Genomic DNA, 19,553 nt, shown 5'->3' with positions numbered 1-19,553 from the left:
CTCTTAGGGTAATCGGTTACATTGGCAAATTTTACGGAAAAGCCCATGCGATGCAAGGCGCTGGCGCACAGGTTTGACGATCGGTTCGGTATAATTGCGAAATAGCATTAAAATTTTATGCTAGGCACTCGCCTCGTCATAACCTGAGCTGAATGCGATGAACTGCCTGAACAAGTCAGTTAAGATGCTGCCCAGAATTGAACATGGGCTAAAATTTACAGTTGGTTTCATTTCGAACGGTTATCTTGCGAATATGCGGTGGTTTAATCATGTCACCGTCTATAGAGTAGGTGATCCCAGAGGTATTGATTGGTGAGAAATCAGCACACTTTGTGTGTTGAACCCATTTCAGTTGCACCAACCTACGCGGATGCGTAGGTTTTTTTTTGGGTGGAGATCCTGGATTGCACGCCATCGTGATTTATCCCATGGTAAACTTGCCGCTCTGAAGGTGATGGGAATACTCCCAATTCCCATTGCCCTTCGTCATGGGGATAACGCAATGAACAAACCGACTCCGGTTAATCAATATGAACAACCCATCGGCACGGCGTTGCCGGGCTGGCAACCGCGCCCTCAGGCGCAAAAAGTCACCATGACGGGGCATTTTTGTCGCCTGGAACCGTTATCTCTGGCGCACAGCCCGGCATTGTTTGCCGCTTGGCACCGTATCGACGATGGCCGTGACTGGACCTACTTTTCCCGCCCCCGTCCTGAAAATCAGCAACAGTGTGATGCCCTGGTTGCCGCTAATGCCGCCTCCCGCGACCCGCTGCATTTCGCCGTTATCGATCGTGCCACCGATCTGGCGGTGGGATCGGTGGCGCTGATGCGCATTGATGCGGGCAGCGGCGTACTGGAAATCGGCTGGGTCAACTGGTCTCCGCTGATGAAGCGTTCCGTTCTCGGCACCGAGGCCATCTATCTGCTGCTGGGCTATACCTTTGACACCCTGGGCTACCGCCGCTGCGAATGGAAATGCCACAGCTTGAATATGGCGTCCAACCAGGCGGCAAAACGCCTCGGTTTTCAGTATGAAGGAACCTTCCGCCAGGCGGTAGTGGTCAAAGGGCATAACCGGGATACCTGCTGGTATTCCATCATCGATAGCGAATGGGCGGCTCTCGCCCGTGGTCTGCGCGGCTGGCTGGCGCAAGGAAATTTCGATCTCAAGGGACAACAACGCCGGCCGTTGGCGGTATTTATGCAGCAATCCATCGCGAAGTCCTGATGGTGCCTATTCCACTATGGCCGCGCCTAGGCCCTGGGCGCGATCACCTGTTTGGCCCGATCGTCGAGTGCCCCTGGGTAATGACTGGCGCTGCTGTGGATCAGGGCGCAAGTTAACATTGTGTAACCTGCTAGAATTACGGGGTCGTGTAATGATTTTCAACGGGATCGCCATCGCCTCGCTGAATGTCAGACGGCAGCGGCGCGGATGCGACGCGTGACGCTCTTCGGAATCGGCCACCTGATGCGGGTTTCGACGGTGTTAGCCGGCCGGCATCATCAATCTATAAGGAGATAGCATGCTTTTTTCCGTATTGCGCCAGGTTTTTCGACTACTTTACCGAGTGGACGTTATCGGCGACCCAGGCGTACTGCAACAGCAGAAAGTCATGATTACGCCCAACCATGTCTCCTTTCTTGATGGGGTCCTGCTAGCGCTATTTTTGCCGGTCAAACCGGTATTTGCCATTTACTCAACCATTACCGATGCATGGTATATGCGGCTGGTAAAACGCTATGTGGATATCATCCCACTCAATCCCACCAAACCGCACAGTATCAAGCAATTAATCAAGCATATTGGCCATGGCCGCCCGGTGGTGGTATTTCCCGAAGGCCGCATCACGGTCACCGGTTCACTGATGAAAATTTATGATGGTGCGGCTTTTGTCGCATCACGTTCCGACGCCATTGTGGTGCCGGTCTGGCTGTCCGGGCCGGAACTTACACCCTTCAGTCGGATGGGCGGCATCATAAAGCGGCATTGGTTTACGAAAATTACCATTCATCTGCAAACCCCGGTCAGCCTGCCCATGCCCCAAGCACTAAAGTCGCGCGAACGCCGGCGCATTGCGGGTGAACAACTGCACCGGATCATGATGAACGCGCGCATGGCCTCCCGTCCCCGGCAAACGCTTTATCAGGCATTACTGACGGCCGCGTGGCGTTATGGCGATGACAAACCTTGTATTGAGGATATCGCCTTCAAGGCCGACAGTTACCGTGGCTTTTTGAAAAAAATCTTGGGCACCAGCCGTATCCTCGAGCGCTTCACCACGCCTGGGGAACATGTGGGTTTATTGCTGCCCAACGCCACCATTTCTGCCGCCACTATCCTGGGCGCTGGATTACGCAGGCGCATCCCGGCGCTACTCAACTACACCGCCGGGGCAAACGGTATCAATAACGCGGTCAAAGCTGCCTCCATCAAGACTATCGTGAGCTCCCGGCAATTTCTGGACAAAGCCAAACTTACCGCACTGCCGCCGGCGGTAACCGGCGTGCGCTGGGTTTATCTCGAAGATCTTAAAGACAGTATTACCCTGATCGACAAGCTATGGGTTATCGCTCATCTGTTCTACCCAGCCCATGCTGAGCTGCCGCAACAGCCCGATGACAGCGCCCTGGTGCTGTTCACCTCCGGTTCGGAAGGCACACCCAAAGGGGTAGTCCATTCCCATGACAGCATTTTGGCCAATATTGAGCAGATACGCTCAGTGGCGGATTTTACCCCGCGCGATACGTTTTTGTCGGCATTACCGTTGTTTCATGCATTCGGCCTGACTGTTGGATTACTCACACCATTATTGACCGGCGCGCGGGTGCTGCTCTACCCCAGCCCACTGCATTACCGGGTTATACCGGAACTGGTATACGATAAAAACTGCACCGTACTGTTTGGTACCTCCACCTTCCTCGGCCAATATGGCCGCATGGCCCATCAATATGATTTTGCCCGGGTACGTTACGTGGTCGCCGGGGCGGAAAAACTATCGGAATCCACCCGACTGCTCTGGCAGGACAAATTTGGGATTCGCATTCTGGAAGGTTATGGTGTGACGGAATGTGCGCCGGTGGTGGCGATTAACGTCCCGCTGGCGGCGAAAGTACACACCGTCGGTCAGATTCTGCCGGGCATGTCGGCGCGCTTGATTCCGGTACCGGGGATTGAACAGGGTGGTCAACTGCAATTGAGTGGGCCGAATATCATGAAAGGCTACCTGCGCCTTGAGCATCCCGGCATATTGGAAACGCCAACGGCAGATAATGGCGCGGGGGTGTGGGATGCCGGCTGGTATGACACAGGCGATATTGTCACCCTGGATGAAGCCGGATTTTGTGCGATACAAGGGCGAGTCAAACGCTTCGCCAAATTGGCCGGTGAGATGATTTCCCTTGAGAGCATCGAACAACTGGCGCTGCGGGTATCACCAGCCGCTCACCATGGTGCCACCGCTAAAAGTGATGATGCCAAAGGCGAGGCACTGGTATTGTTTACCACCGATGCCGAATTAACCCGCGACCGGTTGTTAAAACAAGCCCGCCAGGATGGCATGCCGGAGATTACCGTGCCACGCGACATTCGCCATATCAAGGAACTGCCGCTATTGGGTAGCGGCAAACCCGATTTTGTCACTCTAAAAGACATGGCTAACGCCGCGGAGAGTCAGTCATGAACCCATCCCATACCACCTCGGTCAGCATAATAACCCGGCCGATGATGGCGGTGATGTGCGCCCAGTTTTTTTCGGCTTTTGGTGATAATGCGCTGTTGTTCGCCACTCTGGCACTGATTAAACAACAAGCGTATCCAACCTGGAGTCAACCGGTGTTGCAGATGTTATTTGTCGGTGCTTATATCATGCTGGCGCCTTTTGTCGGCCAATTCGCCGACAGTTTTGCCAAGGGGCGGGTGATGATGGTGGCCAACAGTCTCAAACTGGCTGGTGCACTGATCATCTGCTTTGGATTTAATCCCTTTCTAGGATATTGCCTGGTGGGGATTGGCGCTGCCGCCTACTCGCCGGCCAAATATGGCATATTAGGCGAATTAACCCAAGGCGACCAACTGATCAAGGCCAACGGTCTGATCGAAGGCTCAACCATCGCGGCCATACTACTTGGGTCGATGGCGGGCGGCATCCTGGCCGACTGGCATCTGGGCGTAGCGTTAGGCATGTGCGCCCTGATGTTTGCTGTGGCCGTCGTGGCCAACCTGTTTATTCCAAGGTTGCCGGCGGCCAGACACGCCAGTTCCTGGCACCCCGCACGTTTGGTTGGCAGTTTTGTCTCTGCCTGCCGCGCTCTCTGGCAAAATGGTGAAACCCGTTTCTCGATCATTGGCACCAGCCTATTTTGGGGCGCAGGGGTTACCCTACGCTTCCTGCTGGTACTCTGGGTCCCGGCAGCGTTGGGCATCACGGATAACGCAACCCCCACGATGCTCAATGCCATGGTGGCCGTGGGCATCGTGTTCGGTGCTGGCGCAGCCGCGAAACTGGTACGGCTGGAACGGGTCCAACGCTGCATGCCCGCCGGTATTCTGATGGGGCTGGTGGTAATAGGGCTAAGCGTACAACACCACTTATTGCCGGCCTATTTGCTACTGGCGCTGATCGGCGCTCTAGGCGGCTTTTTCATCGTCCCGTTAAATGCATTACTGCAACAACGCGGCAAAGAAAGCGTCGGTGCAGGTAATGCCATCGCGGTACAAAACTTTGGCGAAAATCTCGCTATGCTGCTCATGCTCGGCTTCTATTCGCTGGTGGTAAAACTGGGTGCCAGCGCCGTCACTATCGGCATCGGATTCGGCACCCTGTTTTCAGCCGCGATCTTACTGCTCTGGATCGTCACCCGTACAAAAAACATTGTCGTTAAATAAACGCCAGCCAACCCCACCGCACAGCAGACTTGTGCGCACAAAACCTGCAGCAGCAGGTGTTTAAGGGAGCGCGGACTAATGGGGTCGAGTTGGCCGTGATTTTCCACCGATTATAGAAAATCAGTGCATCGCCAGTGCACGGAAGAATGCCGGATTTTCCTGAATGGTCGCCAACACCTTTGCCGCCAGTCCTGTAGGATGACGTCTTTTGGTTTCCCAGCTCTTGATGGTGTCGATGCTCGTTCCCAGAACCTTGGCCATCTCACTTTGTGAAACGTTAAGTTGCTCTCTGATAGCCTTCACGTCTGCCACTTCATAACGGGTCACTCGGGTCGGCGATTTGACGCCATTTTTAATGTCGACGGCTTCTTCAAGAGAGGTTTTCAATTCATCAAAAAAACCCATATTTCACCTCGTTTTTCAATAAGTTCGTCAGCTTTTTCAGACATGCTTTCTCAGTATCGCTCAGGCTATCTTTAGTGTTTTCCGGGTAGGCCATTATCAGAAAAATTATCTCTTCAGTGGCCAGAAAATAAATCACCCGGGCACTGCCGCTTTTCCCCTGAGAGCCTATTGCCATCCTGATTTTTCGCAGCCCGCCCGTGTTCTGAATCAAAACCCCTTTGTCCGGGGATCCTATTAGCGCATTCTGGAGTGCTTTGAATTCATCGTCCGTCGCTATTTGTTTTATTTGCCGGGTAAACATCCCTGTCTCGATAAATTCTATCGCATGACTCACAAAGGCTCCCTCCCTCGCTTTCTTTTAGGTGTACATAGTACTCCAATGACAACACGTGTGCCACTACCTCATCATGCAGGTTTAGCTAAAACCGCACTCGCCGCAGACCGTGTTAAAGGGAGAGCGTACCAATGGGGTTGAATTGGCCGTGATTTTTCCGGCCAACCGAAACCCCATGGCACGCTAGGCCCGCCACCACCGCACTCACTGCAGACCGTGTTAAAGGGAGAGCGGACTAATGGGGTTGAATTGGCCGTGATTTTTCCGGCCAACCGAAACCCCATGGCACGCTAGGCCCGCCACCACCGCACTCGCCGCAGACCGTGTTAAAGGGAGAGCGTACCAATGGGGTTGAATTGGCCGTGATTTTTCCGGCCAACCGAAACCCCATGGCGCACTAGGCCCGCCGCCACCGCACTCGTCGCAGGCCGTGTTAAAGGGAGAGCGTACCTATGGCGCCGGAAAGGTAAACCGCTGATGAATCCGCTCCAGCTCGCCGATAATGTCCTCGTTCAACGTCAACGCCAAACTCTCTAGATTGACCTGAAGCTGTTCCAGCGACGTCGCACCCAGCAACGTCGAGGCCACAAACGGCTGCTGACGCACAAACGCCAACGCCATCTGCGCCGGGTCCAACCCATAACGATGCGCCAACGCCACATACTCGCCGATGGCCTGCTCGGTATGCGGTGCACTATAACGGGTAAAACGGCTAAACAGCGTATTACGCGCGCAGGCAGGACGGGCACCGTTGAGATATTTACCGGTCAGTGTACCGAACGCAAGACTGGAATAGGCCAACAACTCAAGCCCCTCGAACTGACTAATTTCCGCCATACCCACTTCAAAACTACGGTTCAGCAAACTATAAGGATTTTGTACCGTGACAATTCGCGGCAGATCATGCTTTTCCGCCAACTGCAAATAACGCATCGCACCCCAAGGGGTCTCGTTAGAAATGCCGAGATAGCGGATCTTACCCGCACGCACCTGCTCATTAAGCGCCTCAAGGGTTTCCAAAATGGTCACCGCCTGCTTTTCATCAGTAAACTGATAATTCAGCTTACCAAAACAGTTGGTGGCACGTTGCGGCCAGTGCACCTGATACAAATCGAGATAATCGGTACCCAATCGACGCAGACTGTCCTCCAGAGCCAAACGAATATTTTTCCGATCCAATATTTGTTGCGGCCGAATGCCGGCGTCGTTACCCCGGGAAGGTCCTGACACTTTACTGGCCAACACGATCTTTTCCCGTTGACCATGCTGTTTAAGCCAATGACCAATATAGGTTTCTGTTAATCCCTGGGTGTCGGGTCGGGGGGGGACCGGATACATTTCCGCCGTGTCGATAAGGTTCACTCCGGCCGCTACCGCGTGGTCCAGTTGCGCATGGGCCTCGGCTTCGGTATTTTGTTCGCCAAAGGTCATGGTGCCCAATCCCAATACGCTGACTTCAAGAGAACTATGAGGAATACGGTGATAATACATTGAGGCTGGTTCCTTAGTGTCGGTAAAGATCAGGCGTTCTACCCGTCATCTTTCAGGTTGCCGGTGCGTTGGCAGCGCACTCGCTTACTGCCTTCCTGTAATGTGAAATCCAGTGGATAATCAAGCGCCGCCTGATTTGACTATAACCAAGCCAGGCGGCGGGGAAAAGCGCAAAATGGGTGGATGGGGTCAGTTTTTTACGATAATCAGCGTGCGATCATTTGCGATACTTCGCTGCCGTTAATCTGCATGTGGTTACCCTGCTCATCGGTATAGCTGATTAAACCGGTCGTTTTATCCAGCTCAGGCTTACCCTGGGTTAACACCATACGACCGTCCTTGGTGGACATCACGTAATCGCTGGCACAGCCCGACAGGATCACGGCTAATGCTAATGCTGTCGCCAACATCGCGTATTTTTTCATATGTATCATCTCTATAAAATCTTTGAGGCTGACCGCCGTGCACAACTGACTTATTTATTCCTGATCAGATTCAGTGCCTCGACGCTCATGGAAAGAACATTGCGAAATAAATGTAGCCCTTAGGCATGGGAACATCAACGCTTTCCAAAATCAAAGTGAAACCGGTCAAAAACGCCAACACCTTAACGGATGGATGACTCGCGACAACTTCGTCTATCGGGCACGCGGCGAACATCATGACTCCGCACCCAAGCGTGGGGGGGGCAATGAAAATCGAGTTAAAGTAGGAAATGACGGGCTAACATCGGCCCGGTAAAGGTCTTTTTCAAATAAAACCCGCGCGGTAAGGTCATGATCGGCTGGCCGAATTCGCCGGTGGCTTTGGTTAACGCCCGGCTATTGGCGCCTTTTGGCCGCAGTTGCAGCACTTCACCATGACGGGCGGTAATATGCTCGACTTGCCCCAACACAATAAGATCCATCAGTTCCTCCCAATCGCGGCGCAGCAACTCTTCCTCTCGGGCGCTGGGGCTCCACAGTAGCGGAGTCCCTATGCGTCGCAGGAACAACGGAATCTCGCGTGCGCCTTCCACCGGGATCCAAAGCACCCGTGCTAATTTATACCTTACGTGGCTGGTTTCCCATGTGACGCCGCTATTTCCGGTGAGTGGAGCCACACAGACAAACGTGGTCTCCAATGGTCGTCCGGCACTGTCTACTGGAATGGTTTTTAGCTCTATGCCGATGGCGGCAAAATCCTGCTCCGGTTTACTGCCCGCACTGGCACCCAGGTAACGCTCCAGCAATACGCCAATCCAGCCCTTATCACGCTTGAGGTTGGCGGGCGCCACCAAGCCGGCATGGGTTGCCAATTCGCCCAGACTATACCCCGCCAGAGCACGGGCGCGCGCCAAAAGTTCGGTTTCATCCCCCGGTGGTGTCACAACCGATGAGAGCGTGGGCAGGCTCATGCTGAATTGTCCCCCTGCTGTTTAAATATTAACCTGAAACGGTGAGCTCAAATTGTTTATTGGGGATAAATTTATCCAGGCATAATAATAGCATGATTTCACACCCTTTTTTTTATGATGTTATGACGCGGTTCATCAGGTGACAGTAGGTTGTACACGTGAAGTCGGCAACAATGAACAGGATCTTACACCAGGTTATCCACAGATCTATGGGATAACCTTAATAAATTAGGACTACTGTCTCTATTTACAGCCTTGACGGGGGATGTTTTTACTGTTTTTTCCATATATTGGCATATTTTACAGCATAAATTGTGGATAAAGCCATCGTCGTTTGATTTTTGACCATAATGGCTCCCGATTTATCTTCCCCGAGTTTTGGGCTCGTGGTCGTGGGGACCAGTGGGTCTTTATAATGTTTAAATTGAACGACTTGTTTTAAATGTGAAAAGAAGTTTCCGTCGGGAAAATAAAAGTTTTACCCTTTTAATCCAGTGTTCTGCACACATCTATCCACAGAAAAAGTGAATAAAAACCCCAGGTGCTACATCCGCCTGTGAATAAATGGATGATGCAACCTGCGCCGGGACCTGCACGAGAGGTGCATTCCTGTAAAGCAGTGGTTTACCGTATTGAGTGAGTGTGAAACAATCAGTACATCTTTGCATTTTATGTAATCGAGGTAGTCCGGTGATCGATGATGATGGCTACCGCCCGAATGTTGGTATTGTAATCTGTAATCGTGATGGACAGGTTGTGTGGGCCAGGCGATATGGGCAGCACTCCTGGCAGTTTCCCCAAGGTGGGATAAATGCCGGTGAGACCCCCGAGCAGGCCATGTATCGTGAGCTGTATGAAGAGGTCGGACTGAGTCGTAAAGATGTGCGTATCCTGGCCTCGACCCGCAACTGGTTGCGTTATAAACTGCCAAAACGCTTGGTTCGCTGGGACACTAAACCGGTCTGCATCGGTCAGAAACAAAAATGGTTTCTACTGCAGCTCATGTGTCAGGATGCCGATATCAATATGCTGTGCGGGGGCACCCCTGAGTTTGATGGCTGGCGCTGGGTCAGTTTTTGGTACCCGGTACGCCAGGTGGTTTCCTTTAAGCGAGATGTGTACCGCCGGGTTATGAAAGAGTTTTCGACTATAGTTATGCCGTTGCAGGAAACTTCCGTGCAACGGACTCTCCCTGTATACAGACGCAAGAGGGGTTAAGCCACGCAGAATATGCTCACGCGTTTGCGGGAAATCGTAGAAAAGGTCGCGGCGGCACCGCGCCTGTCGGATACGCTGGAAATATTGGTTAATGAAACCTGTCTGGCGATGGATACCGAAGTCTGTTCGGTGTATTTGGCCGACAACGATCGACGCTGTTATTACCTGATGGCGACGCGAGGCTTAAAAAAGCCGCGTGGTCGTACCGTCACGCTGGCCTTCGATCAAGGCATCGTCGGGTTGGTCGGACGGCTGGCCGAACCGATCAACCTGGCCGATGCGCATAATCATCCGAGCTTCCAATACATTCCGGCGGTAAAAGAGGAGCGTTTTCGCTCGTTCCTGGGGGTACCTATAATCCACCGTCGCCAGTTGCTTGGCGTACTGGTGGTACAGCAACGGGAACACCGCCAGTTCGACGAAAGCGAAGAATCCTTTATGGTGACGCTGGCCACGCAAATGGCCGGCATTCTTTCGCAGTCACAGCTTAACGCGCTGTTCGGTCAATATCGCCAAACGCGCATCCGTGCCTTGGCCGCCGCTCCCGGCGTGGCCATCGCGCAAGGATGGGTTGATAACAGCCAGCCCTCCTTGGATCAGGTGTTTAAAGCTTCCGCTTTAGACAGTGCCCGCGAACGCGAGCGACTGACCTTTGCGTTGGGGGAAGCGGCGGCTGAATTTCGACGTTTCAGCAAACGTTTCAACGCCAGTGCGCAAAAAGACAGCGCGGCAATTTTCGACCTGTATTCCCATTTACTCAATGACGCCAGGCTTAAGCGTGAGCTGTTTGCGGAAATTGACGCCGGTTCCATAGCTGAATGGGCGGTAAAACAGGCTATTGAACAGTTTGCCGAACAGTTTGCCCAGCTCAATGACAGCTACATGCGTGAGCGCTCCGGCGATTTGCGCGCCCTGGGGCAGCGACTGCTGTTCCATCTGGATGACAATGCCCAGGGCGAAACACCGTGGCCTTCCCGTTTTGTGCTGGTGGCCGATGAGTTAAGTGCGACGCTATTGGCCGAGATGCCGTTGGACAAAATGGTGGGTGTGGTGGTCAGGGATGGCGCAGCGAACTCCCATGCCGCCATACTGGTACGGGCCATGGGCGTTCCTACCGTGATGGGCGCGGATATCCAGCCGGTACTGCTTAATCAGCGCTTATTGGTGGTTGATGGTTATCGCGGTGAACTGCTGGTTGACCCGGAACCGGTGCTGGTGCAGGAGTACCAGCGGCTTATCAGCGAGGAAAAACAACTCAGCCGCCTGGCGGAAGACGACGTCGAACAGCCGGCGACCATGAAAGGTGGCGAACGCATCCAGATTATGCTTAATGCCGGACTCAGTGCGGAGCATGAGCAGCGAGCAGGAGACCGCGTAGATGGTGTCGGTCTATACCGTACCGAAATTCCTTTTATGCTACAAAGTGGTTTCCCTTCCGAGGATGAGCAGGTCGCGCAATATCAGGGTATGTTGCAATTGTTTCCGACGAAATCGGTTACCTTGCGCACCCTCGATGTGGGCTCGGATAAGCAGTTGCCTTACATGGCGCCGATCAATGAAGAGAACCCCAGCCTGGGCTGGCGCGGTATTCGCATTACGCTCGATCAGCCGGAAATTTTCCTGATTCAGGTGCGGGCCATGCTGCGCGCCAATGCTGCCACCGGCAATCTCAGCATCCTGCTGCCGATGATCACCAGCGTTGACGAGATCGATGAGGCCAGGCGCCTGATCGATCGTGCCGGCCGTGAAGTGGAGGAGGTGCTGGGTTACGCTCTACCGGCGCTGCGTATTGGCATCATGATCGAAGTGCCTGCCATGGTGTTCATGTTGCCGCTGTTGATCAATCGGGTAGATTTTGTGTCGGTCGGTTCCAATGACCTGACGCAATATCTGCTCGCCGTCGACCGTAGCAATACCCGGGTCGCGGCCCTGTATGACAGTCTGCACCCGGCCATGCTGCAGGTGCTGGTGAAAATCATTAATGACTGCCGTTACCTGGGAATAGAGTGCAGCCTGTGCGGTGAAATGGCCGGCGATCCCATGGGCGCGCTGCTGCTGACCGGCATGGGTTATCGTACGCTGAGCATGAATGGTCGTAGCGTTGCCAGAATCAAATACCTGCTGCGCAACGTCGAACTGACCGACGCTACTGCGCTGGTGGAACGGGTGCTTAGTGCACAAAATGCTATCGATGTCCGCCATCAGGTGGCGGCGTTTCTCGAACGTCGTGGACTTGGTGGCCTGATCCGCGGGGGACGTTAAGGGTAAGCAAGGTAAAAAATCTTACATTATAGACAGGTAATTTTACCGCCATCCGCCGCCATAAATGTGCCGCTATGCTATTATACGCCACCGTCGGACGAACCAAGCCCACTGCATGCCAACGCTTTTTTCGTTTTCGAACAGCCTGCCGCCCCGCCAAATGGACGGGGTGAAAATGACATAAATCGTGGTGATGAATGACAACGAAATATCTGGCCTTTCCTCAGTTTGATCCGGTGATTTTCTCAATAGGTCCGGTTTCGCTCCATTGGTACGGTCTGATGTACCTGGTCGGTTTTATTTTTGCTATGTGGCTGGCAGTGCGCCGTGCCAACCGACCCGGTAGTGGATGGACCAAGGATGAGGTGGAGAACCTGCTGTACGCGGGGTTCCTTGGCGTATTCCTGGGGGGCCGCATCGGTTATGTGCTGTTTTATAACCTGCCGGTATTCCTGGATAACCCACTCTATTTATTTAAGGTATGGGATGGCGGCATGTCATTCCACGGCGGGCTTATCGGTGTCATCATCGTGATGTTCTGGTTTGCCTATCGTACCAAACGCCATTTTTTCCAAGTGGCGGATTTTATCGCCCCCATGATCCCCTTTGGCCTGGGTGCCGGGCGGTTAGGTAATTTTATCAATGGCGAACTGTGGGGCCGCGTGACGACCGATACCCCTTGGGCCATGCTGTTCCCAGGCTCACGTGCCGAGGATCTGGCGTTGTTACCTGGGCATCCCCAGTGGCAGGCGCTGTTTAATCAATACGGCATGTTGCCGCGCCACCCCTCGCAGATTTATGAACTGCTGCTCGAAGGGGTGTTGCTGTTTATCATCCTGAATGTTTTTATCCGCAAGTCACGTCCATTGGGCAGCGTATCGGGCCTGTTTCTGATGGCTTATGGCAGCTTTCGTTTTATCGTGGAGTTTTTCCGCCAGCCTGATGCTCAGCTCGGTCTGTTCGACAATGCGATCAGCATGGGGCAAATTCTCTCTCTACCGATGATTATCGCCGGTGTGATTATGTTTATCTGGGCCTATCGTCGGCGCCCACAGCAACTACCGTCCTGAGGTTACATGAAACAGTATTTGGATCTGATGCGCCTGGTGCGTAATGAAGGTACACCAAAAGCGGACCGCACTGGTACCGGTACCTTGTCGATTTTCGGCCACCAGATGCGTTTTGATTTACGCCAGGGGTTCCCGCTGGTTACCACCAAACGCTGCCATTTGCGCTCGATAATCTATGAACTGCTGTGGTTTTTGAACGGTGATACCAATGTGGACTATCTGCACGAACATAACGTCTCCATTTGGGACGAATGGGCGGATGAGCAAGGCAATCTTGGACCAGTCTACGGAAAGCAGTGGCGCGCCTGGGGTGCCGCGGATGGACGTAATATTGACCAGTTGAGCCGGGTCATTGAACAACTGCGCCGAGACCCCGATTCCCGACGTATCATTGTGTCCGCGTGGAATGTGGGTGAACTGGATCAGATGGCGCTGTCTCCTTGCCACGCGCTGTTCCAATTCTACGTTGCCGACGGCACACTTTCTTGCCAATTATACCAACGGTCATGCGACGTTTTTCTCGGCCTGCCGTTTAACATTGCCAGTTATGCATTGCTGATGCATATGGTGGCGCAACAGTGCGATCTGCGGGTCGGTGATTTTATCTGGACCGGTGGTGATACCCACTTGTACAGCAATCATCTGGAACAGGCTGACCTGCAACTGGGCCGCGCACCGCGCGCGCTGCCAACCTTGGTGATCAAACGTAAACCGGCGTCGCTGTTTGAGTATCGGTTCGACGATTTTGATATCCAAGGCTATGATCCACTGCCACCGATAAAAGCACCAATAGCTATCTAGGTCCTGGTGCGCGGCAAGGCGGGGGCGCATATTTTCGCTTGCTTGCTTAACGCGGCTCACCGCAGGGCGGTGATAACCGGGTCTATGGGCCCGGTTATCACCAACTGAATTTGCCTGACGCCACGCATTTTTTCTCCCCGTTTGCACCTTCTCCTTTTATCTTCCGCGTGGCTCTCGCAGTTTATGTGCGCGAGAGTCGCGCCCCGAATGCGTAGCCATTACCCTGCCGGACATGAAAATACATGGTCAACAGGGGTATACCCTGATCGAAATGTTGTTGGTATTGATGCTCACAGCGATGGTAGCCCTGTCCGGTGGTCATGCCTGTCATCGTTATCGGCAACATGCCCAACTGGAACAGGCCACAACGCAAATCACGGATTTTTTGTTGCGTTGGCAACTGGCTGCCAGCCGGGGCAATCACAGTTGCCAGCTAAGCGTAACGCGGGGCGGCAACTGGTCCATTACCGCGTACCTCATGCCTGCCGCTGGGATGCCACCGGTACTGCTGGGTCGGCTGGACAGCCCGTCTGACGATATCCGTCTTGATTTTAGCCAATTCGACTACCTTACTTTGGCCGGCACGCGTAATACCGCCACCGCGGGTCATTTGACGGTTTGCAACGCTGCCGGTCGGCTCAAAATTATTCTGTCAGGCAAAGGCCGTGTGCGGATCTGCAGTGAACGGGGCCGGTGGCCCGGGGTGGCGTCATGTTAAAAAACGGACAGGCGGGGTTCAGTCTGGTGGAGACCCTCTGCGCACTGGCGATAGTGAGTATGCTGGTGCTGGGCAGCTTACGGATATTACCCTGGTTATACCGTCAGGCCCATGTGGCCTTACAGCGAACCCAGCTGGTGTGGCAGATGGAACACAGTCTGTTGAGCATCGAAAAAGATGTGCGCCGCGCCGGTTTTTGTTCACCACCATGTCGGAGCGGGCCGGTACAGCATGGCCAACATCGGGGGGAAGCGCTACATTCTTGTCTGATCCTCCACTACGCCTATTATCCAGCCGATAGCCGACGCAGCCTGGTGAATGACACGTTTGGCTATCGGTTGCATCGGGGTGCTATGGAAACTCAACGCGGCGTGCGCCACTGCAACGAACCTGGATGGGCAAAGATGCATGACTCCCGACGGTGGGTGGTGAAACAGTTTCGCTGTGATCCCCTAGGAAATGGTGCATGGCGGGTGATTCTGGCTGGAGAGGCTAAAGATAACCCCACCATTCATTATTGCACTCAGCGCATTTTTGTTGGACGCAACGGATGAGCAGCGATACGCAGCAAGGCAGCAGCACGCTGGCGGCGCTGGTGGCCGTACTATTGCTCGGTCTGGCCGTGTTAACGGCATGGCAACGGCGGATTGAGGTCTCTTTAACCTTGATTCAGGACCAGGCGCGTTATATGACCGCGTTTCATCAAGCGGAATCGGCGTTGTCCTGGGGTTTACGTCAGTCCTGGCAGGGCAGACTGGAACAGTGCCTGCAACCCCCGGGCGAAGGGTTTCGTGCGTGTCTGCAGGTGAGTACGGTGTCGGAACGTTGGATCTTGCGTGGTGAGAGCGCGACTGTTCCTGGTTTGCCGGCACCGTTATGCCTTTACCGGCTGGTGAGCGGACGTCCGTTGAGCACTCTAGCGCGCGGCAGGGGTGATCCGCCTTCCGGTTCACCGTTGGCACTCGGTGCGTATTATGCTCTGGTTCCTTTACCCGGGGGGTGGTTGGACTATCCACCCGGATAAGGGGCGCAAAAGGAGGATAACATGGATGAGGAATGGCGATGCGAGAGACAAACGATCAGCGAGGGTTGGCTATGCCGGAGGCCATGATGGCCGTACTGCTGTTTTCGGTGGTGGCATTATCGACACTGCACTATTTGCAAAACCTGCAACATCACCAGGAAGACCAACGCCAATTCCGCCTGGCGCTGGATATCGCCCATCAGTCGCTGGAATGTTACCCTTGGCCCGGGCTGGCGGCCAGTATAGCCCTTCCCGCAGGTTGGCAGCTTGCGTTAATCGAACGACCGCGGGCTCAGGAATGTGCCCGGGTGAGCGCCCAGGTTCACACTGCCGGCGGTCGGCGGGTGACGCTTAACCGGTGGTTTTGTCGTGTAGCCCATTGCGCCGAGCGCAAAAAGACACCGAACCGGAACCGGGAAGATGATCGCTTGTTTTCAGCGCCAATCCCGCTAGAGTGTCGGCATAACGCAAACCCGTCGCGGTTGCCGGGCCGACAGTTGTCACGATAACGCGCACGTAAGACAAGGGGGGGGAATGTTTACCGTTTATCACTCAAACCAGCTGGATCTGCTTAAGGCGCTGGCCGCCGCCCTGATAGAAGGACGGCCACTGCGCGATCCCTTCCAGCCGGAAGTGATCCTGGTGCAAAGTACCGGCATGGCACAATGGATGCAGATGGAGTTGGCGTCGCGGTTCGGCATAGCTGCCAATATCGAATTTCCTTTGCCGGCCAGTTTTATTTGGCAGATGTTTACGCGTGTATTGCCGGATATTCCAGTTGAGAGTGCCTTTTCCAAGGATGCCATGACCTGGAAACTGATGACGCTGCTGCCGGGATTATGTGATAAGCCCGGTTTTGAGGCCATTAACCAGTATTTGCATGAGGATGATGACCAGCGTAAATGTTTTCAGTTTGCCGCCCGGGTGGCCGACCTGTTTGATCAGTATCTGGTGTTTCGGCCGGACTGGCTGGACAGCTGGCAACGGGGAGAACGACTGGATGGACTGGGGGCTGCGCAGGACTGGCAGGCGCCGCTGTGGCTTGAACTGGTTTCCTTTACCGAACAGGCGGGGCAATCACCTTGGCATCGGGCCAATCTTTACCAGCGTTTTATTCAGGCTCTGGAGAGTGCGCAGGTGTGTCCACCCGGCTTGCCAGAACGGGTTTTTATCTGTGGTATTTCCGCCTTGCCGCCCACCTACATGCAGGCATTGCAGGCACTTGGCCGGCATATTGACGTCCATTTACTGTTTACCAACCCCTGCCGCTACTACTGGGGTGATATCAGGGATTATGCCTTTCTGGCTAAATTACAAAACCGTAAACGCAGCCGGTATTTAGCGCCGGGTGAGCACGAACTCTTTCGCCATACGCAAGACGCTGCTGCGCTGTTTAATGACGATGGCGAACAGCAAATAGGTAACCCCCTGCTGGCCTCTTGGGGAAAACTTGGCCGCGATAACCTGTTTTTGTTGGCCCAATTGGATGACGCGCGTGAAGTGGACGCGTTTGTGGACCCCGGCAATGATACCCTGCTGGCGGCCTTGCAACGGGATATCTTGGAACTGGAGGACCACTCGGTGGTCGGCATCAGTCGCGAGACCCTCGAAAACAGTCGGGCAAAACGCACACTGCAACCCCTGGATCGCTCGCTCAGCGTGCAGGTTTGCCATAGTCCGCAGCGCGAGGTCGAGGTGCTGCACGATAGACTACTGGCGATGATGTGCGAGGATGCCACCCTGGCTCCTCGGGATATTATCGTCATGGTGGCGGATATCGATCGTTATACACCTGCGATCCAGGCGGTTTTCGGTCACGTCGGCGCAGGGCGTTATCTGCCGTTTGCCATTTCCGACCGGCGGGCGCGGCATATCCATCCCGTACTGCCGGCGTTTCTGGCGCTGCTGGAACTCCCGCAAAGCCGTTTTGCCGCTGAACAGGTACTCACCTTACTCGAAGTGCCGGCGGTAGCAGCTCGTTTCTCCATTGATGAGGCCGGTCAGAAACTGCTCAGGCAATGGGTGGCTGAATCCGGCGTTCGTTGGGGGCTCGATGATGATAATATTCGTGAGCTGATGCTGCCCGCGACCGGACAGCATACCTGGCGCTTCGGCCTGACCCGTATGCTGCTGGGGTACGCCATGGATAGCCAAAGCGGAGATTGGCAGGGGATTTTGCCTTATGATGAGTCCAGCGGACTGATTGCCGGACTGGTGGGTAATCTTGCGGAGCTATTGGCGCAGCTGGCGCGTTGGCGCGATATTCTGCGCGAACCACGGGTACTGGTCGATTGGTTGCCTTGCTGCCAGCAACTGGTGGCAGACTTTTTCCTGCCGGACGGCGAGGCTGAAACCGCGTTGGTTTTGCTGGAGAATCACTGGCAGCAAATTGTACAGTTTGGCCTGCAGGCATCGTTTGATCGACCGGTGTCGGTACGGTTGCTGCATGATGAGCTGTCCACGAGATTGGATCAACAACGGATCAGCCAGCGATTTTTAGCCGGTACCATTAACTTTTGTACACTGATGCCTATGCGTTCAATTCCTTTTAAGGTGGTTTGCCTACTGGGTATGAATGATGGGGTTTATCCACGTTCTCTACCGCCGATGGGTTTTGACCTGATGGCGCAACAGGCCAGACGCGGTGATCGCAGTCGACGCGATGACGATCGATATTTATTTCTTGAGGCACTGCTTTCAGCGCAGCAGCGGTTTTACATCAGTTTTATTGGTCGTTCAATCCAGGACAATACCCTGCGTTATCCCTCGGTCTTGGTCAGTGAATTAACCGAGTATATTGCTCAAAGCTTTCATCTGCCCGGCGATGAGGACTTGGATGTCGATACCAGCGCCGCCAGAATGAATGACCATTTATACCAATGGCATACCCGGATGCCCTTTGCGGAGGAAAATTTTATCGCGGGGGCTGAGCAGCAAAGCTTTGCTGCTCAATGGCTACCCGCCGCCAGCGCCAGTGGCAAACCGCATCCTGTTTTTACTCAGACACTGGTGGCGCCAGCCTTGACCACGCTGGCGTTCGATACCTTGCGGCGTTTTTACGCCCATCCGGTGCGCGCCTATTTTCAACAGCGGCTGGGGGTTTATTTTCAATTGGAAGAGACGGAATTGGCCGACGAGGAGCCGTTTGTCATCGAGGGCCTGACGCGGTATCAGCTCAATGACCGGCTGCTCAATACCTTGATCGACGGTGAAGACCCCGATCGACTCTACCGTAATATGCGCGCGGCGGGATCGTTACCCTTTGGGGCGTTCGGTGAGATCTACTGGGCCACACAACGCAATGAACTGACGCAATTGGCCGATCAGGTGCGTGCGCAGCGCCGACAAGATACCCAAAGTATGGAAGTCAGTCTGGATCTCGGCACGATCGAACTCAGTGGCTGGCTGAACCGGGTTCAGGATGACGGCCTGCTGCGTTGGCGCCCAGGGATATTATCCATGAAAGATGGCTTGTCGCTGTGGCTGGAACATCTGGCGTGGTGTGCCATGGGCGGCCAAGGTGAAAGCCGGATGTTCGGGACCAAGGGCGAATGGCGTTTTGCTCCCATGGCGGCGGCACAGGCAAAAACCCTGCTGCAAACGCTGGTCTCGGGTTATTGCCAAGGCCTGAGTATCCCCTTGTTATTGTTAAATCGCGCCGGGGGGGCGTGGTTAGGCCAGAGTGTTGATCGCCACACCGGTGCCATTAACTGGGACGAGACCTGCCAGCGGCAGGCGTGTGATAAGCTGGTGCAGGCTTGGCAGGGGGACGGTTTTACCCCCGGTGAAGGACAAGATCCCTATTTGCAGCGTATTATGCGTCAATTGGATGAGCCGCGGATCCAGGAAATTATCCAGGCCGCGCAAACGTATCTGCTGGCGCCGTTTTGCAGCAATCTCGCGCAAACGGAAAAACCTCAGCGGCCCAAAAAATAGGTGTTAC

17 protein-coding genes and 1 pseudogene are annotated in these 19,553 nt (G+C 54.3%); 12 read left to right on the top strand and 6 right to left on the bottom strand.

The window, feature by feature from the left end:
* The first annotated feature begins 502 nt into the window (after positions 1–502).
* The 3 genes from SJI19_RS18600 (at position 503) to lplT (ending at position 4,891) form a co-directional block, all read left to right on the top strand.
* Entirely contained in the window at positions 503–1,231 is a 729-nt protein-coding gene (locus SJI19_RS18600) for a GNAT family protein (protein WP_323479760.1), read from the top strand.
* Between the two features lie 298 nt (positions 1,232–1,529).
* Positions 1,530–3,686, top strand: coding sequence for a bifunctional acyl-ACP--phospholipid O-acyltransferase/long-chain-fatty-acid--ACP ligase (gene aas, locus SJI19_RS18595; protein WP_323479759.1), 2,157 nt, complete (start codon positions 1,530–1,532; stop codon positions 3,684–3,686).
* Complete coding sequence (lplT, locus tag SJI19_RS18590) at positions 3,683–4,891, top strand: lysophospholipid transporter LplT (RefSeq protein WP_323479758.1); 1,209 nt, start codon at positions 3,683–3,685, stop codon at positions 4,889–4,891. The genes aas and lplT overlap by 4 nt, the downstream gene beginning before the upstream one ends.
* A gap of 120 nt (positions 4,892–5,011) precedes the next feature.
* Here lplT and nadS read toward each other — a convergent pair whose 3' ends face one another.
* The 6 genes and pseudogenes from nadS to mutH form a co-directional block, all read right to left on the bottom strand.
* A complete protein-coding gene (gene nadS, locus SJI19_RS18585; protein ID WP_323479757.1) occupies positions 5,012–5,296 on the bottom strand; it encodes a NadS family protein in 285 nt (94 codons plus the stop codon).
* A complete protein-coding gene (locus tag SJI19_RS18580; protein WP_323479756.1) occupies positions 5,283–5,630 on the bottom strand; it encodes a type II toxin-antitoxin system RelE/ParE family toxin in 348 nt (115 codons plus the stop codon). Before SJI19_RS18580 ends, nadS begins: the two co-directional genes overlap by 14 nt.
* Positions 5,631–6,080: 450 nt before the next feature.
* On the bottom strand, positions 6,081–7,121 hold the full coding sequence (locus SJI19_RS18575) for an NADP(H)-dependent aldo-keto reductase (protein WP_323479755.1): 1,041 nt from the start codon (positions 7,119–7,121) through the stop codon (positions 6,081–6,083).
* A 206-nt stretch (positions 7,122–7,327) separates the two neighbouring features.
* Positions 7,328–7,546 carry a YgdI/YgdR family lipoprotein gene (locus SJI19_RS18570; RefSeq protein WP_323479754.1) on the bottom strand — a complete coding sequence of 73 codons (219 nt, stop codon included), beginning with the start codon at positions 7,544–7,546 and terminating at the stop codon, positions 7,328–7,330.
* A 50-nt stretch (positions 7,547–7,596) separates the two neighbouring features.
* Positions 7,597–7,793, bottom strand: a pseudogene (locus tag SJI19_RS18565) (TerC family protein); the annotation flags it as partial.
* 31 nt (positions 7,794–7,824) lie between these two features.
* On the bottom strand, positions 7,825–8,517 hold the full coding sequence (gene mutH, locus SJI19_RS18560) for a DNA mismatch repair endonuclease MutH (protein WP_323479753.1): 693 nt from the start codon (positions 8,515–8,517) through the stop codon (positions 7,825–7,827).
* A 690-nt stretch (positions 8,518–9,207) separates the two neighbouring features.
* On the opposite strand from mutH, the gene rppH reads away from it, so the two are divergent.
* From rppH to recC, 9 genes are all read left to right on the top strand, one after another.
* Complete coding sequence (rppH, locus tag SJI19_RS18555; RefSeq protein ID WP_323479752.1) at positions 9,208–9,735, top strand: RNA pyrophosphohydrolase; 528 nt, start codon at positions 9,208–9,210, stop codon at positions 9,733–9,735.
* A gap of 12 nt (positions 9,736–9,747) precedes the next feature.
* Positions 9,748–11,997: a phosphoenolpyruvate--protein phosphotransferase gene (ptsP, locus tag SJI19_RS18550; protein WP_323479751.1), complete on the top strand. Its 2,250-nt coding sequence runs from the start codon at positions 9,748–9,750 to the stop codon at positions 11,995–11,997.
* Between the two features lie 197 nt (positions 11,998–12,194).
* Complete coding sequence (gene lgt, locus SJI19_RS18545; RefSeq protein WP_323479750.1) at positions 12,195–13,067, top strand: prolipoprotein diacylglyceryl transferase; 873 nt, start codon at positions 12,195–12,197, stop codon at positions 13,065–13,067.
* Positions 13,068–13,073: 6 nt separating this feature from the next.
* Positions 13,074–13,868: a thymidylate synthase gene (gene thyA, locus SJI19_RS18540; RefSeq protein WP_323479749.1), complete on the top strand. Its 795-nt coding sequence runs from the start codon at positions 13,074–13,076 to the stop codon at positions 13,866–13,868.
* 232 nt (positions 13,869–14,100) lie between these two features.
* A complete protein-coding gene (locus SJI19_RS18535) occupies positions 14,101–14,586 on the top strand; it encodes a prepilin-type N-terminal cleavage/methylation domain-containing protein (protein WP_323479748.1) in 486 nt (161 codons plus the stop codon).
* Positions 14,580–15,140, top strand: a complete 561-nt coding sequence (locus SJI19_RS18530; protein WP_323479747.1) for a prepilin-type N-terminal cleavage/methylation domain-containing protein — start codon at positions 14,580–14,582, stop codon at positions 15,138–15,140. The genes SJI19_RS18535 and SJI19_RS18530 overlap by 7 nt, the downstream gene beginning before the upstream one ends.
* A complete protein-coding gene (locus SJI19_RS18525; RefSeq protein WP_323479746.1) occupies positions 15,137–15,610 on the top strand; it encodes a DUF2509 family protein in 474 nt (157 codons plus the stop codon). The genes SJI19_RS18530 and SJI19_RS18525 overlap by 4 nt, the downstream gene beginning before the upstream one ends.
* 38 nt (positions 15,611–15,648) lie before the next feature.
* Positions 15,649–16,119, top strand: a complete 471-nt coding sequence (locus SJI19_RS18520) for a prepilin-type N-terminal cleavage/methylation domain-containing protein (RefSeq protein WP_323479745.1) — start codon at positions 15,649–15,651, stop codon at positions 16,117–16,119.
* 25 nt (positions 16,120–16,144) lie between these two features.
* Positions 16,145–19,546 carry an exodeoxyribonuclease V subunit gamma gene (recC, locus tag SJI19_RS18515; RefSeq protein WP_323479744.1) on the top strand — a complete coding sequence of 1,134 codons (3,402 nt, stop codon included), beginning with the start codon at positions 16,145–16,147 and terminating at the stop codon, positions 19,544–19,546.
* Positions 19,547–19,553 lie beyond the last annotated feature (7 nt).

Origin of the sequence: Acerihabitans sp. TG2, assembly GCF_035013185.1 — a bacterium.
GTDB lineage: Bacteria > Pseudomonadota > Gammaproteobacteria > Enterobacterales > Enterobacteriaceae > Acerihabitans.
Note: the sequence above shows the minus strand (reverse complement) of the source record. Positions and strands in the feature narration are given on the sequence as shown.

Bases quoted from the DNA above. Each gene is read 5' to 3' on its own strand.
- SJI19_RS18600 (WP_323479760.1), top strand. From the start codon at position 503: ATGAACAAACCGACTCCGGTTAATCAATATGAACAACCCATCGGCACG.
- aas (WP_323479759.1), top strand. From the start codon at position 1,530: ATGCTTTTTTCCGTATTGCGCCAGGTTTTTCGACTACTTTACCGAGTG.
- lplT (WP_323479758.1), top strand. From the start codon at position 3,683: ATGAACCCATCCCATACCACCTCGGTCAGCATAATAACCCGGCCGATG.
- nadS (WP_323479757.1), bottom strand. From the start codon at position 5,296: ATGGGTTTTTTTGATGAATTGAAAACCTCTCTTGAAGAAGCCGTCGAC.
- SJI19_RS18575 (WP_323479755.1), bottom strand. From the start codon at position 7,121: ATGTATTATCACCGTATTCCTCATAGTTCTCTTGAAGTCAGCGTATTG.
- SJI19_RS18570 (WP_323479754.1), bottom strand. From the start codon at position 7,546: ATGAAAAAATACGCGATGTTGGCGACAGCATTAGCATTAGCCGTGATC.
- mutH (WP_323479753.1), bottom strand. From the start codon at position 8,517: ATGAGCCTGCCCACGCTCTCATCGGTTGTGACACCACCGGGGGATGAA.
- ptsP (WP_323479751.1), top strand. From the start codon at position 9,748: ATGCTCACGCGTTTGCGGGAAATCGTAGAAAAGGTCGCGGCGGCACCG.
- lgt (WP_323479750.1), top strand. From the start codon at position 12,195: ATGACAACGAAATATCTGGCCTTTCCTCAGTTTGATCCGGTGATTTTC.
- thyA (WP_323479749.1), top strand. From the start codon at position 13,074: ATGAAACAGTATTTGGATCTGATGCGCCTGGTGCGTAATGAAGGTACA.
- SJI19_RS18535 (WP_323479748.1), top strand. From the start codon at position 14,101: ATGAAAATACATGGTCAACAGGGGTATACCCTGATCGAAATGTTGTTG.
- SJI19_RS18530 (WP_323479747.1), top strand. From the start codon at position 14,580: ATGTTAAAAAACGGACAGGCGGGGTTCAGTCTGGTGGAGACCCTCTGC.
- SJI19_RS18525 (WP_323479746.1), top strand. From the start codon at position 15,137: ATGAGCAGCGATACGCAGCAAGGCAGCAGCACGCTGGCGGCGCTGGTG.
- SJI19_RS18520 (WP_323479745.1), top strand. From the start codon at position 15,649: ATGCGAGAGACAAACGATCAGCGAGGGTTGGCTATGCCGGAGGCCATG.
- recC (WP_323479744.1), top strand. From the start codon at position 16,145: ATGTTTACCGTTTATCACTCAAACCAGCTGGATCTGCTTAAGGCGCTG.